The 14,356-nt window shown below is 69.6% G+C and carries 20 protein-coding genes; 13 read left to right on the forward strand and 7 right to left on the reverse strand.

The genetic code is table 11. The features are described 5' to 3' along the window. The first annotated feature begins 23 nt into the window (after window positions 1–23). The 8 genes from B0F77_RS08905 to der all read left to right on the forward strand — a co-directional run bounded on the left by B0F77_RS08905 (window position 24) and on the right by der (window position 5,802). Entirely contained in the window at window positions 24–968 is a 945-nt protein-coding gene (locus tag B0F77_RS08905; RefSeq protein ID WP_483868446.1) for an NsdA family TPR-like regulatory protein, read from the forward strand. After that, the gene (locus tag B0F77_RS08910; protein ID WP_086662323.1) at window positions 968–1,714 is read left to right on the forward strand and encodes an ATP-binding protein; all 747 of its coding nucleotides are present in this window, start codon (window positions 968–970) and stop codon (window positions 1,712–1,714) included. The genes B0F77_RS08905 and B0F77_RS08910 overlap by 1 nt, the downstream gene beginning before the upstream one ends. A 10-nt stretch (window positions 1,715–1,724) precedes the next feature. After that, the gene (locus B0F77_RS08915) at window positions 1,725–2,045 is read left to right on the forward strand and encodes an STAS domain-containing protein (protein ID WP_158102650.1); all 321 of its coding nucleotides are present in this window, start codon (window positions 1,725–1,727) and stop codon (window positions 2,043–2,045) included. Between the two features lie 85 nt (window positions 2,046–2,130). Further along, complete coding sequence (gene aroH / locus B0F77_RS08920; RefSeq protein WP_086662325.1) at window positions 2,131–2,493, forward strand: chorismate mutase; 363 nt, start codon at window positions 2,131–2,133, stop codon at window positions 2,491–2,493. A gap of 74 nt (window positions 2,494–2,567) precedes the next feature. After that, window positions 2,568–2,993: a DUF4937 domain-containing protein gene (locus tag B0F77_RS08925; protein ID WP_158102651.1), complete on the forward strand. Its 426-nt coding sequence runs from the start codon at window positions 2,568–2,570 to the stop codon at window positions 2,991–2,993. 75 nt (window positions 2,994–3,068) lie between these two features. Then, complete coding sequence (gene cmk / locus B0F77_RS08930) at window positions 3,069–3,755, forward strand: (d)CMP kinase (RefSeq protein ID WP_169730911.1); 687 nt, start codon at window positions 3,069–3,071, stop codon at window positions 3,753–3,755. Beyond that, the gene (locus tag B0F77_RS08935) at window positions 3,752–4,384 is read left to right on the forward strand and encodes a lysophospholipid acyltransferase family protein (RefSeq protein ID WP_086662328.1); all 633 of its coding nucleotides are present in this window, start codon (window positions 3,752–3,754) and stop codon (window positions 4,382–4,384) included. Before cmk ends, B0F77_RS08935 begins: the two co-directional genes overlap by 4 nt. After that, window positions 4,381–5,802, forward strand: coding sequence for a ribosome biogenesis GTPase Der (gene der, locus B0F77_RS08940; protein WP_086662329.1), 1,422 nt, complete (start codon window positions 4,381–4,383; stop codon window positions 5,800–5,802). Before B0F77_RS08935 ends, der begins: the two co-directional genes overlap by 4 nt. Before the next feature lie 28 nt (window positions 5,803–5,830). On the opposite strand, the gene B0F77_RS08945 is transcribed toward der, so the two are convergent. Genes B0F77_RS08945 through B0F77_RS08960 form a run of 4 tightly spaced genes read right to left on the reverse strand, consistent with a single transcriptional unit; the run spans window position 5,831 to window position 8,206 of the window. Further along, complete coding sequence (locus B0F77_RS08945) at window positions 5,831–6,316, reverse strand: DUF6346 domain-containing protein (RefSeq protein ID WP_086662330.1); 486 nt, start codon at window positions 6,314–6,316, stop codon at window positions 5,831–5,833. Further along, window positions 6,316–7,362, reverse strand: coding sequence for a hypothetical protein (locus B0F77_RS08950; protein ID WP_143466638.1), 1,047 nt, complete (start codon window positions 7,360–7,362; stop codon window positions 6,316–6,318). The genes B0F77_RS08945 and B0F77_RS08950 overlap by 1 nt, the downstream gene beginning before the upstream one ends. Then, complete coding sequence (locus B0F77_RS08955; RefSeq protein WP_086662332.1) at window positions 7,362–7,658, reverse strand: hypothetical protein; 297 nt, start codon at window positions 7,656–7,658, stop codon at window positions 7,362–7,364. The genes B0F77_RS08950 and B0F77_RS08955 overlap by 1 nt, the downstream gene beginning before the upstream one ends. Then, window positions 7,655–8,206 (reverse strand): YbaB/EbfC family nucleoid-associated protein, encoded by a 552-nt coding sequence (locus B0F77_RS08960; RefSeq protein ID WP_086662333.1) that lies wholly within the window; start codon window positions 8,204–8,206, stop codon window positions 7,655–7,657. The genes B0F77_RS08955 and B0F77_RS08960 overlap by 4 nt, the downstream gene beginning before the upstream one ends. Before the next feature lie 130 nt (window positions 8,207–8,336). Here B0F77_RS08960 and B0F77_RS08965 point away from each other — a divergent pair, with 130 nt between their 5' ends. Genes B0F77_RS08965 through B0F77_RS08975 form a run of 3 tightly spaced genes read left to right on the forward strand, consistent with a single transcriptional unit; the run spans window position 8,337 to window position 10,118 of the window. Next, the gene (locus B0F77_RS08965; RefSeq protein WP_158102652.1) at window positions 8,337–8,753 is read left to right on the forward strand and encodes a DUF3592 domain-containing protein; all 417 of its coding nucleotides are present in this window, start codon (window positions 8,337–8,339) and stop codon (window positions 8,751–8,753) included. 56 nt (window positions 8,754–8,809) lie between these two features. Next, complete coding sequence (locus B0F77_RS08970; protein WP_086662335.1) at window positions 8,810–9,241, forward strand: ester cyclase; 432 nt, start codon at window positions 8,810–8,812, stop codon at window positions 9,239–9,241. A gap of 34 nt (window positions 9,242–9,275) precedes the next feature. Beyond that, window positions 9,276–10,118, forward strand: a complete 843-nt coding sequence (locus B0F77_RS08975) for an NAD(P)H-binding protein (protein ID WP_086662336.1) — start codon at window positions 9,276–9,278, stop codon at window positions 10,116–10,118. Here the strand turns inward: B0F77_RS08975 and B0F77_RS08980 are convergent. Together B0F77_RS08980 and B0F77_RS08985 are read right to left on the reverse strand one after the other, a co-directional pair. Continuing rightward, window positions 10,111–11,463 carry a GntT/GntP/DsdX family permease gene (locus tag B0F77_RS08980; RefSeq protein WP_086662337.1) on the reverse strand — a complete coding sequence of 451 codons (1,353 nt, stop codon included), beginning with the start codon at window positions 11,461–11,463 and terminating at the stop codon, window positions 10,111–10,113. The genes B0F77_RS08975 and B0F77_RS08980 overlap by 8 nt on opposite strands. After that, entirely contained in the window at window positions 11,460–11,960 is a 501-nt protein-coding gene (locus tag B0F77_RS08985) for a gluconokinase (protein ID WP_245847905.1), read from the reverse strand. Before B0F77_RS08985 ends, B0F77_RS08980 begins: the two co-directional genes overlap by 4 nt. Window positions 11,961–12,102: 142 nt before the next feature. On the opposite strand from B0F77_RS08985, the gene B0F77_RS08990 reads away from it, so the two are divergent. Further along, window positions 12,103–12,807 carry a FadR/GntR family transcriptional regulator gene (locus B0F77_RS08990; protein ID WP_425435645.1) on the forward strand — a complete coding sequence of 235 codons (705 nt, stop codon included), beginning with the start codon at window positions 12,103–12,105 and terminating at the stop codon, window positions 12,805–12,807. A gap of 60 nt (window positions 12,808–12,867) precedes the next feature. Here B0F77_RS08990 and B0F77_RS08995 read toward each other — a convergent pair whose 3' ends face one another. Further along, window positions 12,868–13,494: a TetR/AcrR family transcriptional regulator gene (locus tag B0F77_RS08995; protein ID WP_086662338.1), complete on the reverse strand. Its 627-nt coding sequence runs from the start codon at window positions 13,492–13,494 to the stop codon at window positions 12,868–12,870. Window positions 13,495–13,584: 90 nt separating this feature from the next. Here B0F77_RS08995 and B0F77_RS09000 point away from each other — a divergent pair, with 90 nt between their 5' ends. Continuing rightward, entirely contained in the window at window positions 13,585–14,352 is a 768-nt protein-coding gene (locus B0F77_RS09000; protein WP_086662339.1) for an SDR family NAD(P)-dependent oxidoreductase, read from the forward strand. Window positions 14,353–14,356: the final 4 nt, after the last annotated feature.

Genomic DNA, 14,356 nt, shown 5'->3' on the forward strand with positions numbered 1-14,356 from the left:
CGAGCCGCTGTGGAGAACTACGAATGCGCCACGAGCCGTCACCCTCGTTGCCGCCCCCTCACTCCAAGATCGGACTAGTGCACGTCAAGCACCTGAGGGCGATGACAGCCGCGTTGCGCGCGGTCGACTACCGCTACGGCGGTGGAGCGTGCCGCACGCAGGTGCAGGCGCTCTTGTCGTGGTGTGACAAGGCGTTCGCGCACTCGGCCAATGCCGCGGTGCGTGGTGACTTCAGCAGCGCCATCGCGGAACTGCACACGCTCGCGGGCTGGACCGCGTTCGACGCCGGGCTCGGTGGGTCCGCGCACCGCCACTTCAATCTCGCCCTGAACTTCGCCCAGGACGGTGATCTGGTGGCGAACATCCGCTATCGGATGGGGCGGGTCCACCTGCACCACGGTGGACCCGCCGAAGCGCTCGGCATGTTCCGGCTGGCCGGGCTGGTGGCGAACAGTCACCACACGAACGCGATCCTGGCCGCGAACCAGGCGTGGTGTTATGCCGAACTGGGGCAGCGGGTGCCCGCGCTGGCGTTGCTGGGACGTGCGCACGACGAGTTCGCACGTGCGGATGTGGACGAAGCAGCCCCGTGGGCCGCTTTCTTCGACGTGCCCGATCTCGCGGGCATCACCGGGACCGTCTACACGACGCTGGCGCGCACGGTGGACGAGAGTTTCGCGCGGCCGGCCATCACGTCGTTGCATCAGGCCGTGACGGGGTATCGCGACGACATGGCGCGCAGTCGGACGTTCGCCCTCATCGCGTTGTCGCTCAACCACCTCGTGGAGGGTGACGCGGACGAAGCGGCGGCCGTCGCGGGTCTGGCCGTGACGCAGACCGGCGACATGATGTCCGCACGCACGCGCAAGAAGCTCGAACCGTTGCACGCGGAAGCGGACAGACGCCGGGCGATCACGCTGAGAGAACTCATCATGCCGCTGCTGGCGGCTCCGGCGTATGCGGCGTGATGACCGCGCAGACCCGGTGGTTTCCGGCGATCCCGGCCTCGTTGCCCGAGATCCGGGCCTTCGTGCGCGACCTCGCCGGTGAGTCCGGTCTGAGCGGTGACGACGCGCGGGACGTGCTGCTCGCGGTGTCCGAGGCGGCGGACAACGCGGTGCGGCGCGCGGGCGCGTCCATCGTGGGGGTGACGTGGGAGCCGCGGGACCACGCGGTGTTGCTGACCATCGAGGACGACGGCGTGTTCGACCACGAGGGCAGCGCCTCCGCCCGTCCGCTCGGGTTGCGGCTGCTGTTCGGCATCGCCGACGAGGTGCAGGTGCGGCCCGGCAAACCGACCTGGCCCGGCACGGTCGTGCGTGCGCTCGTGCGGGTCTGGTCGCGTGCGGGCGTCCCGGATCTGCCCGCGCCTCCGGGACGTCCGCGCGTGCTGCTGCTGGACGGCGACCGGTTCTCCGGCCAGTCGCTGGCCGCGTTCCTGCACGCCGAGGGCTACGACGTGACGCTCGTGACGACGGTCGCGGCGGCCGAGTCGGTACTGGAGAACCCGCCCGCGCTGGCGATAGTGGACCTGTTGACGTCTCATGGTGAGGGGACCCGGTTCGCGGCCGTCGCGCGGACGTTCGGTGTGCCGGTCGTAGCCGTTTCGGCGATCGAGCCGGCCGCGCACGTTGCCGATGCCTACCTACCGAAACCCGCGCATCCGCTGCGAGTGCTCGCGGCGGTGCGCGACCTGTTGTCTCCCGACTCCTGAGGCACCGACGATGGATCCCGAATCAGGCTTGCTGGAGGTGCGGCGCCGGGGCGCGGTGGTGGCGCTCGCCGGTGAGGTCGACCTGACCACCAGCGGCCTGCTGCGGTCGGAACTGGCGCTGGCCTGTGCGCACGGGGACGCGGCGGGGGACGTGGTGATCGACTTCAGCGGCCTGACGTTCATCGGGTCGAGCGGCCTGCACGTGCTGATCGAGACGGCGACGCTGCTCGGGGAGAGGCGGCTCGTGCTGCACGGCGGCGGGTGGGCGGCCTACGTGGTGAACCTGCTCGGTCTCACCCTGCGGTACCCCAACATCGTGGTCGACCGATGAGACTTTCTGGCTGAAGCGCTGGGTAACTCGGCGTCGCATCTGGTGATCCGGGCGTGCGAGTTCGTCCCGCGCTAGTGTCGGACGCATGGCGGTACGAGCGATCAGGGGAGCCACGCAGATCGACGCGGACTCGCGTGACCTGCTGCTGGAGGCCACGGCCGAGCTGGTGCGCGAGGTCCTGGACCGCAACGCGCTGTCCCCGGACGACCTGATCAGCGTCGTGCTCACCGCCACACCAGACCTGACGTCCGAGTTCCCCGCCTACGCCGCGCGCCAGGCGGGGCTCTCGGACGTGCCGCTGCTGTCCGCGACCGAGATCGCGGTGCCGGGCTCGATGCCGCGGGTGATCCGCCTGCTGGCACACGTCGAGACGGAGCTGCCGCGGTCGTCGGTGAAGCACGTCTATCTGCGTGGGGCGGCGGCGTTGAGGACAGACCTCAACCACTGAGTCAGGGCGCCCGGTGAGCTCCCCCTGACGGACACCACCCGTTGCTGATTCCACCGATCGATACCGTCGGCGTCGTGCTGATCAAGTGGGTGCGCTGCGAGGTGGTCGATCCGGTCGCGTTCGACCGGGGGCAGCGGGGCTGGGGGCCGTTGGCGCGAGTGCCGGGGTTCCTCGGGCAGTGCGGCGGGTGGAGTGAGCCGGACGTCGCGCACGTGCTGGCGTTCTGGCGGTCGACCGACGATCACGCGGCCTTTCTCGCCGGTCCGCACGACGAACTGGCGAGGGCGCAGCGGGACGGTTACGGCCGGATCGACGTCCGGTTGTTCGAGCAGGAGCTGGCGCCGGGAGACGGCGCGGTGGTGCGGATCGAGCAGCGGGGCGGTGAACTCGTGCTGTCCTGGTGGGGTGCTGAGCGGGACCACGATCGACATCAGGCGGGCGGTGCCGGCGCCGAGGTTGTCGTGCTGGAGCCGTCGTGGGCCGTCCCGCCTGCGGTGTGAGCGTCCGCACCAGGCACAATGTGAACTGTGGGTGTCTCGGAGGGAGCTGTGGTGGGCCAGGGTCAGTTGCGCGGTGTGGTGGCACTCGACGGACCGGCCGGCACCGGCAAGTCCACCGTCGCGAAGCGCCTGGCGATGGCGCTCGACGCGCGCTACCTCGACACCGGCTCGATGTACCGGGCGATCACCGTGGCGGTGCTGCGGGCCGGCGTCGACCCGACCGACGAGGTCAAGGTCGCCGAGGTCGCGGACAACGCGAAGCTCGTCGTGATCACCGATCCCGGGAAGCCGGGGATCACGCTCGACGGCGACGACGTGTCGGTGGAGATCCGCGGGCCCGAGGTGACGCTGGCGGTGTCGCCGGTCTCGGCGGCCAGGCACGTGCGCGAGCTGCTCGTGGCGCAGCAGCGGGCGATCATCGCGGACGCCGTCGACACCGTGGGCGGGATCGTGGTCGAGGGGCGTGACATCGGCACCGTCGTGTCGCCGGACGCGCCGCTCAAGGTCTACCTGACGGCGTCGGCGGACGCCCGCGCCGCGCGCCGGACCAAACAGGACAACGCGGCCGGCCGTGAGTCCACTGTGGACGCCGTGCTCGCGGACGTGCGGCGGCGCGACAACTACGACTCCAGCCGGGCGGTCTCTCCGCTCAAGCCGGCGGACGACGCCGTGGAGCTGGACAACACCGACCTCGATCTCGCGGGCACCATCGACGCGTTGCTGGACCTGGTGGAACGCCGAGGGCTGAGGGTGACCGGGTGACCCTTCCCCCCGAGGGCCTGCCGTGGCTGACCGACATCGGCAGGTGGATCGCCCGCGTGCCGTACGCGTGGCAGTTCCGGATTCGGGTTCACGGGCGCGACCGCGTACCCTTGAGCGGCGGCGTGGTCGTCGTCGCCAACCACAGTTCGATGGCGGACGGGCCGATCCTGTTCGGTGTGCTGCCCCGGCGGGTGACTTTCCTGATCAAACAGGAGATGTTCAAACGCGTCGTGGGCACGTTGCTGCTGAAGATCGGGCAACTCCCCGTCAAGCGGGGGGAAGCCGATCGCACCGCGATGACCACCGCGTTGTCCGTGCTGAAGGCGGGTGGCGTGATCGGGGTCTTCCCCGAGGGCACCCGCGGCGAGGGCGACGTGGCGAGCGCGCAGAACGGTGCGGCGTGGCTGGCCAAGACGTCCGGCGCGATGGTGCTGCCGGTCGCCTGTCGCGGGACCTACCAGGCCAGGGGCTGGCGGCCCCTGGTCGACGTGCTGATCGGTGAGCCGTTCCACCTTCCCGAGGGGAAGGGGCGGGCGGCCCTCGGCGTTGCCACCGAGCAGGTGCGCGATCGCCTGGCGACACTGGTCGCCGAACTTGATGGACTTCGGGTGAGTGAGGGAAGACGATGACGGACCTGGACGGCACCTGGGAGGACGAGGCCGACTGGTCAGCCTTCACCGACCTCGACGGCGAAGAAGGCGAGGACTCGAAGCCGCCACAGCCGGTGCTCGCGGTGGTCGGACGGCCGAACGTGGGCAAGTCCACTCTGGTCAACCGCATCATCGGCCGGCGAGAGGCCGTGGTGCAGGACGTGCCCGGCGTGACGCGTGACCGAGTGGCGTACGACGCGCTGTGGAACGGCCGCAAGTTCACCGTGGTCGACACGGGTGGCTGGGAGCCGGACGCGCAGGGCCTGCAGGCCGCCGTGGCCGCGCAGGCCGAGCTCGCGATGGCGACCGCGGACGTGATCCTGGTGGTCGTGGACGCGTCGGTGGGCGCGACGACGACCGAGGAGGCCGTCGCGAAGGTCCTGCGCCGCTCCAAGAAGCCGGTGATCCTCTGCGCGTCCAAGGTGGACGACGACCGGCTGATGGCCGACGTCGCGTCGCTGTGGTCGCTGGGCCTCGGCGAGCCGTTCCCGGTGTCCGGTCTGCACGGCCGCGGCTCCGGTGACCTGCTCGACAAGATCCTCGAGATGCTGCCGGAGACGCCGCGTGACGACTTCCGCAACGGTGCCGGTGGCCCGCGGCGGGTGGCGCTGGTCGGCAAGCCGAACGTGGGCAAGTCGTCGCTGCTGAACCGACTGACCGGCGAGAACCGCTCGGTCGTCGACTCGGTCGCCGGCACCACCGTCGACCCGGTCGACTCGCTGGTCGAGCTCGACGGCGAGATCTGGCGGTTCGTCGACACGGCCGGCCTGCGCAAGCGGGTGAAGTTCGAGAGCGGCGCCGAGTACTACGCCTCGCTGCGCACGAAGTCGGCGATCGAGACCGCCGAGGTCGCGATCGTGCTGCTGGACGCGCACGAGCCGTTGTCCGAACAGGATCTCCGCGTGCTCACGATGGTGGTCGAGTCGGGCCGCGCGTGCGTGCTGGCGTTCAACAAGTGGGACCTCGTCGACGAGGACCGTCGCAACGAGATGATCCGTGAGCTCGAACGCGGCCTGGTGCGCGTGCCGTGGGCGGACAAGGTCAACATCTCCGCCCTGACCGGCCGCGCCGTGCACAAGCTGGCGCCCGCGCTGCGCACCGCGTTGAACTCGTGGGACACCCGCGTGCCGACCGGCCGGCTGAACCAGTGGCTGTCGGACCTGATCGCCGCGACCCCGCCGCCGGTGCGCGGCGGCAAGCAGCCCAAGGTGCTGTTCGCGACCCAGGCCTCGACCCGGCCGCCGACGTTCGTGCTGTTCACGACCGGGTTCCTGGAGGCGAGCTACCGCCGGTTCATCGAGCGCAGGCTCCGCGAGGAGTTCGGCTTCGAGGGCAGCCCGGTCCGCATCTCCGTGCGCGTGCGCGAGAAGAAGAAGGCCGGCGCCGGGAAGAAGTAGGCGCCGGCCGGTCACGACCCGGAACGGATCACTGCACAGGTGGTTCGTACCGGGTCGGCATGCGCCGCTTGCGCAGGCCCCGGTCGGGCAGGATGCGGTACGCGACGTTGGCGAACGCGATGAGGTAGACGATCGCGAAGACGAACGTGCACACCCAGCCCAGCAGGACCTGGGAGTCGGTCCGCACGTCGGGCTCCAACGGCTTGCCCCGCCGCGAGGTGTGGGCGGCGTACTCCTTGCCGATGTCCGACGGCTTCAGCCAGCCGGTCACAGTCGTCGTGCTGGTCGTACCGCTCTTGGCCCGGAGCTCGGTCTCGCACTCGTAGTGGTAACCGAAGCCCCGCCACGACACCGGGCTGAGGCGTTCGCAGGACTTCGCCACCGCCACGACGGTGGCGTTCTTCAGGTCACCGGGCTCGATCTTGTTCCAGAAGTGGAGGAAGATCGTGGCACCGATCAGGTAACCGAGCAGCGGCAGGACCAGGAAGACCAGGATCCGGCGGAGGACCTTCACTAGCCCTTCTCCTCCTCTTCCTTCAGCTCGCGCCAGGACTGCCAGCCCCGGTTGTCCACGATCTTCGAGCCCTCCTTGCGGAACTCCTCCGCCATGGCGGGACCGATGTCCTTCGGCAGGCCCGTGACGCCGTCGACGATGACCTTCTTGGCACCGGCTCCGGCGTCCTTCATCATCCCGGCGAAGTTGAAGTCCTTCATCGCGCGGGCGATGTCCGCGTTCGCGCCCTGCTTGAGCACGGTGACGAAGTCGTCGCCGCGCTTGGCGAGGTTGACGCTGGCGTTGGCGAGGACGTCGTCGAGCTTCTTGAACAGCCCGCCCGCCTTGCTGAACGCCTTGGTGAGCTTGCGGCACCAGTCGATGCACTTCTGCGCGTACCGCACCGCCGTGGGCACGCACTCGGCGACGGCACCCGCGATGCCCGCGCCGAGCGCCGCGACCGCCGGAGCCCAGCGCAGGCAGATGCTGATCAGCTTGCCGATCGCCTCGGAGATCAGGTCACGCACGATGTCGCGGACCACCTTGAGGATCGTCTTGCAGATCGTGATCAGGATCGACATGCCGCGCGCCGCCGTGCCGACCGCGCCGTAGGTGTCCGCGCGGTCCACACCGAACTCGCGGTACTTCGCCGAGTCCTTGCCGATCCACTGGGCCGCGTCCTTGTTGACGGTGTCCTTGAGGTCGGTGGAGATCTCGTCGAGGTAGCTCGATACCGACGACCACGTCTGCGCCATGCCGTCCAGCGTCTGCTGGTCGCCGGTGAGCCAGTCGAGCGGTTCCTTGAGGAAGCTGACGTGTTCCATCAACCAGCCGAAGCCCGCGCTGAACAGGTACGCAAGCGGATCGGTGAGCATCTTGCCGATGTCACCGGCGGCGCTCGCGAGGTTCAGCAGGCCCTCGGCCCAGTTGCCGTCGGCGAAACCGGTCACCGCCTCGGTGACGTCGTGGAACAGCCCGGCGCCCTCGGTGGCGGGAGTGTCCTCGCCCTTGCGGATCAGCGGGTTCTGGGTGGGCGCCGGAGCGGGCCCCATGCTCGGCGTGCTCATCACTCACCCACCTTGAAGCGGCTGACCTGGTCGTCTTCGTTGTTCTTGACGGCCTCGCGCCACGCCAGGACCCGCTTGTGGTGGTCCAGTGCGGCCTCGGCGGCGTCGTTGAGGGTGTTCATCGCCATGTGCTGCGCGGCCGAGCAGAGGGCGGCGAGCGGGATGCCGAGCAGGCCGAACGCCTCGGAGTTCGACGCCGCGTTGCCCGCGCCGATGGCGGTGCCGATGCGCCCGCCGATCTCGTCGACGCGCTTGGCGTGGTTGTCCATCTCGGTGAGGTCGATGCGGTAGTTCATCGCAGAATGCTCCCGCCGCCGAAGTCGTCGTCGTCATCGGCCGGACGATGCCGTGGCGGCTGCTGCGGCGGTCGCGGCGGCTGCGGGCGTGCGGGCGGCGGGGGAGGCGGCGGCGCGCCTTCGTCCTCGATCGCGCCCAGGCGGGTCTCGGTCGGACCCCAGCTTCCGCCTCCCTGCCCGTACTGCACGGGCGGTGGTGGCGGCTGGGCGCTGCGGAGCTTGTCCATCATCATGTGCATGGCCTCGGAGTCGGGGCCCAGCAGCGGCGCCATCGACTCCTGGACCGTGTTCGCGACACGGCTCTGCGCGGCCTGCAAGGTGCGCATGATGTCCTGCGCGACCGCCGCACCTTCCTTGCGCTGCAGTGCCTGGCCGAGTTGCAGGCCGACGAGGTTGCCCGCGTCGTTCACCGTCACCGTGATCTGCCCGTCCGGGCTCCGCTCGGTGACGTGCAGGTGTGCGAGGTTCTCGCGGATGGCGTCACTCTTGGCCTGAGCCTCGGCGAGCTTGCCTTCGTACTGGCTGAGCAGCTGCTCGGGATCTATCACGCGTCCCCCAGGGTCGCTTTCTCACTGAACGCGACCAGAGGTTAGCCGAACGTGCTGCTCCGTACAGGCTAATGAACTCATCTGTGACATTCGGCGGCGATGCGGCGATGTCGTGTGCGAGGGAGGCGTGGTGGCGAAATCGTTGAAGTCCCGCACAGGCCGGTTCGTGGCGGGGATCGTGCTGGTGGGCGCGGTCGCGGGGCTGGCGTTCGTGATCAGTTCGTCGGCCGAGCAGAGGTCCTGGGCCACGGCCGAGGGGACCGTGCAGGAGCGGCTGAAGTCGGGCAAGAGCGCCTCGGTCAAGGTCGAGTACCCGCTGCCGGACGGCACGAAGCAGGTCACGACCCTGTCGGAGAACGGACCGGCCCGGCACCCCGGTGAGCGCGTGACGGTCCGCTACGACCTGGAGAACGGCCGGGTCGTCGACGCCGCCCTGGCCGACAACGACCAGGCGCACTGGGTGGTCGGCGTCATGCTGGGCCTCGTGATCCTCGGCGGGATCTTCGCGAACTTCATCGCCTGGGCGCCCCGGCCTCGCCCTGAGTGATTTGTGACGCCCCTCACGGCCTGTCACATTCCCGTGGAAGCCGTCGTCTCGTGTGCATGACTGTCTCGGAAGCACAGACGAGCAACAAAGCGACGTTCGGCCGTTTCCACGACGCCGTCAACAGCGGCGACCTGGAGGCCATCACGAAGGCGATCGACGAAGTCGTCGATCCGGACCTGGTGTTCCACGCCCCGGTGCCGAGCGGCATGACGGGCGTGCAGGCGCTCAAGCAGGTGTGGGTGACGCTCCTGCGCGCGTTCCCCGACATCCACGTCGCCATCGAGGACGTGGTCGCCGAGGGGGACAAGGTCGTGTACCGGAACACGGTCACCGGCACCCATCAGGGCGAGTACCGCGGGCTGCCGGCGACCGGGAAGTCCGTCACCTACAACGAGATCTTCATCGTTCGCTTCGCCGGCGGCCGGATCGCCGAGATCTGGGGCGTCGTCGACGTTTTCGCGCAGCTCCAGCAACTCGGCCTTGTCTGACGAAGCCGGACCAACACGAGGAGGGGCAACCATCATGATCCTGATCACCGGAGCCAACGGTGTCGTGGGACGGCGTGTGACGGAACTGTTGTTGCAGGACAACGCGGCCGTCACCGTCGTCACTCGCCAGGAGGCGGAACCGCACGGCGTGGGAGTCGCCCGCGGTGACCTGTTCAGTCCACAGTGGATCAAACCGGCGCTGGCAGGCGTGGAGGCGATCCAGATCAGCCCGCGCGCCACCGGCCCGGGCCTGGCGGAGTTGCTGGCGCTGGCCGGCGAGCAGGGCGTGCGGCGCGTGGTGCTGCTGTCGGCCACCACGGTGGATCACCCGGCGGGAGAGGCCCGCTTCGCCGACCAGTTCCGGCAGGCCGAGGACCTCGTGACCCGCTCCGGTCTGGAGTGGACGGTCCTGCGCCTGGCCGACTTCGCCGCCAACGCGCTGGCCTGGGTGCCGCAGCTCAGGGCCGGTGACGTGGTGCGCGGCGCGTACGGCAAGGCCGCCACGTCCCCGATCCACGAGACCGACATCGCAACGGTTGCCGCACAAGCACTCCGGAGCAGCGTGCACGCCGGATCGGTGTACACGCTGACCGGACCCGAGTCCCTGGACCAGTACGAGAAGGTGCGGCTCATCGGCGCCGCCACCGGCCGGACGCTGTCGTTCCAGGAACTTCCGCCCGAACAGGTGCGGCAGGGCCTTCTCGCGCAAGGACTGCCCGAGGAGGTGCCCGCCCGTCTGCTCGGTTCGCTGGCCGACTACGCCGTCAGCCCGGGGCCCACCACGAGCACGGTGGAGGACCTGCTGGGCAGGCCCGCGCTGACGTTCGCCGACTGGGCCCGCGATCACGCGGCCGTGTTCGGCACACCGGTCAGATGATCAGGTTCAGCAGGAGCGTGAAGACCAGGCCGGTCACGGAAAGGATCGTTTCCATGATCGACCAGGTCTTGATGTTCTGCCCGACGCTGAGCCCGAAGTAGCCCTTCACCAACCAGAACCCGGCGTCGTTGACGTGGGAGAAGAACAGCGAGCCGGCGCCGATCGCGAGGACGAGCAACGAGGTCTCGCCCGCGGACAGGGTCGACACCAGCGGGGCGAGGATGCCGGACGCGGTGACCGTGGCGACGGTCGCCGATCCGGTGGCCAGCCGGATGAGCACCGCGACCAGCCAGGCCAGCAGCAGCACCGACATCCCGCTGCCGGCGACCCAGTCGGCGATCAGCTTGCCGATGCCGGTGTCGATCAGCGTCTGCTTGAAACCACCGCCGGCGGCGACGATGAGCAGGATGCCCGCGATCGGCGGCAGACCGTCCTCAACGGACTTCGCCACGGCCTTGACGTCCATCCGCGCGCCACGGCCGAGGGTGAACATCGCGACGATCACCGCGATCAGCAGCGCGATCAGCGGTGTGCCGAGGAAGTCCAGCACGGTGCGCACGGTGTTGCCCTTGGCCGCGAAGATGTCGGCCAGCGCCTTGCCCATCATCAGCACCACCGGCAGCAGCACGGTGGCCAGCGTGACGGCGAACGTCGGCCGCGGCCGTTCGTCGCGCGGTTCGGTGTCGAACAGCGCGGGGGCGGGCACGTCGACCCAGCGGGCGGCGAACCTGGCGAACAGCGGTCCCGCGATGGCGATGGTGGGCAGGGCGATCAGCACGCCGAGGCCGAGGGTGATGCCCAGGTCGGCCTTCAGCGCGGTGACCGCGACCAGCGGGCCGGGGTGGGGCGGCACCAGTCCGTGCATCGCCGACAGGCCGGCCAGCGCCGGGATGCCCAGGCGCATCAACGACATCCCGGAACGGCGGGAGACCAGCAGGATCACCGGCATGATCAGCACCAGGCCGATCTCGAAGAACATCGGCAGGCCGATCAGCGCGCCGACCGCGGCCATGGCCCACGGCAGGGTGCGGGTGCTGGAGCGGCCGATGATCGTGTCCACGATGGTGTCGGCGCCGCCGGAGTCGGCGAGGAGCTTGCCGAACATCGCGCCGAGCGCGATCAGGGTGCCCACGCCGGCGGCGGTGTCGCCGAAACCCTTGGCGAAGGAGGCGATCGACGCCTCCATGGGCATGCCCGCGATCACCGCGACGATCAGCGACGAGATCGTCAGCCCGAGGAACGGGTGCACCCGGAAGCGGGTGATCAGCAGGACCAGCAGCGCGATGCCGATCAGCGCGGCCGGGATCAGGCGTCCGCTGGAGACAGCGGCGAGTGCGATGTTCACAGGTCCTCCACGGCGGCGTGCAGGTAGGCCTCGACGATCCGGTCCACGGGCTGGTCGAGGTCGATCTCGATCCCGGTCTCGTCGGGGTCGAGCGGTTCGAGGGTGGCGAACTGGGTGGTGACGAGGCTGGCGGGCATGAAGTGTCCGGGCCGTCCGGCGACGCGTTTGCGGACGACCTCCTGATCGCCGGCCAGGTGTACGAACACCGTTGTGGGCGCGGCGGCGCGCAGGATGTCGCGGTAGTCGCGCTTGAGCGCTGAGCAGCTGATCACGCCGCCATCGGCCGAGTGCGCGGCGAGCCACGCGCCGATCGCCGCGAGCCACGGGGTCCGGTCGGCGTCGTCGAGCGAGATGCCGGCGGACATCTTGTCGATGTTGGCCTGGGGGTGGAAGTCGTCGGCGTCGCCGAACGGCACGCGCAGGCGCTGGGCCAGCGCGGCGCCCACGGTCGTCTTGCCTGATCCGGACACGCCCATGACGGCGATGAGTTGCGGCACGGCCCCTCCGTTGGGGTGTTGGCGAGCGCAGTGCGGAACATCCTGAGTTAATAATCTGCTTTTTGCAAGACTTGAGCTTGATTGATCAGCTCTTAACCGCTCCCGTAGCTGTGTGGGGGCAATGATGGGATGATTGGCACTTGTGGTAGCCGAAGAGCAGCTCAAACGTGGTCTGCATGAGACCGTCCTTGATCACCTGGGCACGCAGATCTGCTCCGGCGAGATCCCGTCCGGCGACGTGCTGCGCATCGAGGAGCTCGCCGGGCGCTACGAGGTCGGCCGCTCGGTGATCCGCGAGGCCGTGCGCGTGCTGGAGTCCATGGGCATGCTGACCACCCGTCGCCGCGTGGGCGTGATCGTCGCCGAACGCTCCGCCTGGAACGTCCTGGACCCGCGGATCATCCGCTGGCGGCTGGACGGCCCCGACCGGCAGGCGCAGCTGTCCTCCCTGGGTGAGCTGCGCGCAGGTGTCGAACCGGTGGCCGCGGCCCTGGCCGCGCGACGAGCCACCCCGGAGCAGTGCGGTGTCATGACCGGCGCCGTGATGGACATGGCCGTGCACGGCAAGTCCGGCGATCTGGAGGCCTACCTGCGGGCTGACCTGCTGTTCCACCGGACGCTGCTGGCCGCGTCCGGCAACGAGATGCTCGCCGCCCTGACCGGCGTGACCGACGAGGTGCTCATCGGGCGCACCCATCACGGCCTGATGCCGCAGCTCCCGAACCCGGTCGCCATCCGGCTGCACGGCGATGTCGCCCAGGCGATCCGGTCAGCCGATCCGGTTGCCGCCGAGACCGCGATGCGCGAGATCATCGCCGAGGCCGCCGAAGCCATCAACCACGGCTGAAGGCCATGAACGGCGCTTTCGTGGACCTCACGTCCACAAAAGCGCCGTTCATGGTCTTGCTCAGGTCGGAAGACCCCGCGCGGCGACCACCAGGGCCTCGGCGGTCGCCGCCGCCAGGGACTCCGGCGTCTCGATGTTGAACGCGTGGTGCTCCACGGTCACCCGCAACGCGCCGTTGATCATCGCTGCCTGGATCGCGGTGACCAGGTCGGGTTCGGCCAGTCCAGCGCGGCAGGCGAGCGCCTCGGCGAACACCGGCTCCGCCAGCCGGTGCGCCTCCAGCCAGACCGCGCGCAGGCCCGGCTCGGTCCGGGTCAGCCGGACCAGGTTCATCATCGCCGCCATTTCCTCACGGGATCCGACGCGGCCGGACGTGAGCATGTCGAGCAGCTCCGAGACGCCCTGGTCACGGCGCCACGAACGCAGGCACGCGGCCGTGTGTTCGATCCCGCCGGTCAGCAGCGGCATGACGCAGCTCTCCTTGTTCGGGAAGTAGCGCCACAACGTGCGTGCGGAGATGCCCACCTCCGCCGCGATCTCCTCGGCGGAGGTGCCCGCGAGGCCCTTGGCCAGGAAGAGGCGGACGGCCGCGCGCGCGACCTCCAGCCGGGTCTCCGCCTTGCGTCGCTCGGTCAGCGGCGGTCGTCCGGTCCGGTCCGACGTGCGGGTCTGCTGTTGGTTGGGCATGGCACCTCCGTCCCAGGGCCTCCACATCGTACTTCTTGTCGGCGAGTGACATTCTGGCACTGACTGACAATAAGTGGGTATGGTGAGGGCATGACCTCGAACAGTGATCTGAACGGCAGCAGCGTCGTCGTCACCGGCGGCGGATCGGGAATCGGGCGGGCCGCGGCCCGTCAGTTCGCCGAGTTGGGCGCGAAAGTGGTGGTGGCCGACGTCAACGGCGACGCAGCCAAGGCCGTCGCCGAGGAGATCGCCGCGGCCGGCGGCACCGCGGTCGTCGTGGCGGGTGACCTGACCGACTCCGCCGTGGTCGACGAGGTGGTCGCGACGGCCGTGGAGGAGTTCGGCGGCCTGGACGTGCTGGTGTGCAACGCCGGCATCATGGACTCGATGAGCGCGGCGGCCGACGTCTCCGACGAGGAGTGGGAGCGCGTCCTCGGCGTCAACCTCACCGCGCCGTTCCGGCTCACCCGCGCCGCGTTGCCGCACATGCTCGCCAAGGGCAAGGGCTCCATCGTCTACACGGCGTCGGAAGCGGGCCTGCGGGGCAGCGCCGCCGGCCTCGCGTACACGACTTCGAAGACGGGTCTCATCGGGCTGACGCGCTCGGTCGCGATCACGTACCGCGACTCCGGCATCCGCGCGAACGCCATCGCTCCCGGCGGAGTGAGCACGAGCATCGCCGTGAACGTGGATCCCGCCACGCACGGACCCCAGGTCCTCGGCAAGTACATGCAGAACATCGGCCGCGTCTCGCAGGCCGAGGAGCAGGCCGCCGCCATCGTCTTCCTCGCCTCGAACGCCGCCTCCAACATCAGCGGTGTCGTCCTCCCGGTCGACAACGGCTGGTCCGCGGTCTGAGAAA

The organism is Lentzea kentuckyensis (assembly GCF_002150765.1).
Taxonomy (GTDB): Bacteria; Actinomycetota; Actinomycetes; order Mycobacteriales; family Pseudonocardiaceae; genus Lentzea; species Lentzea kentuckyensis.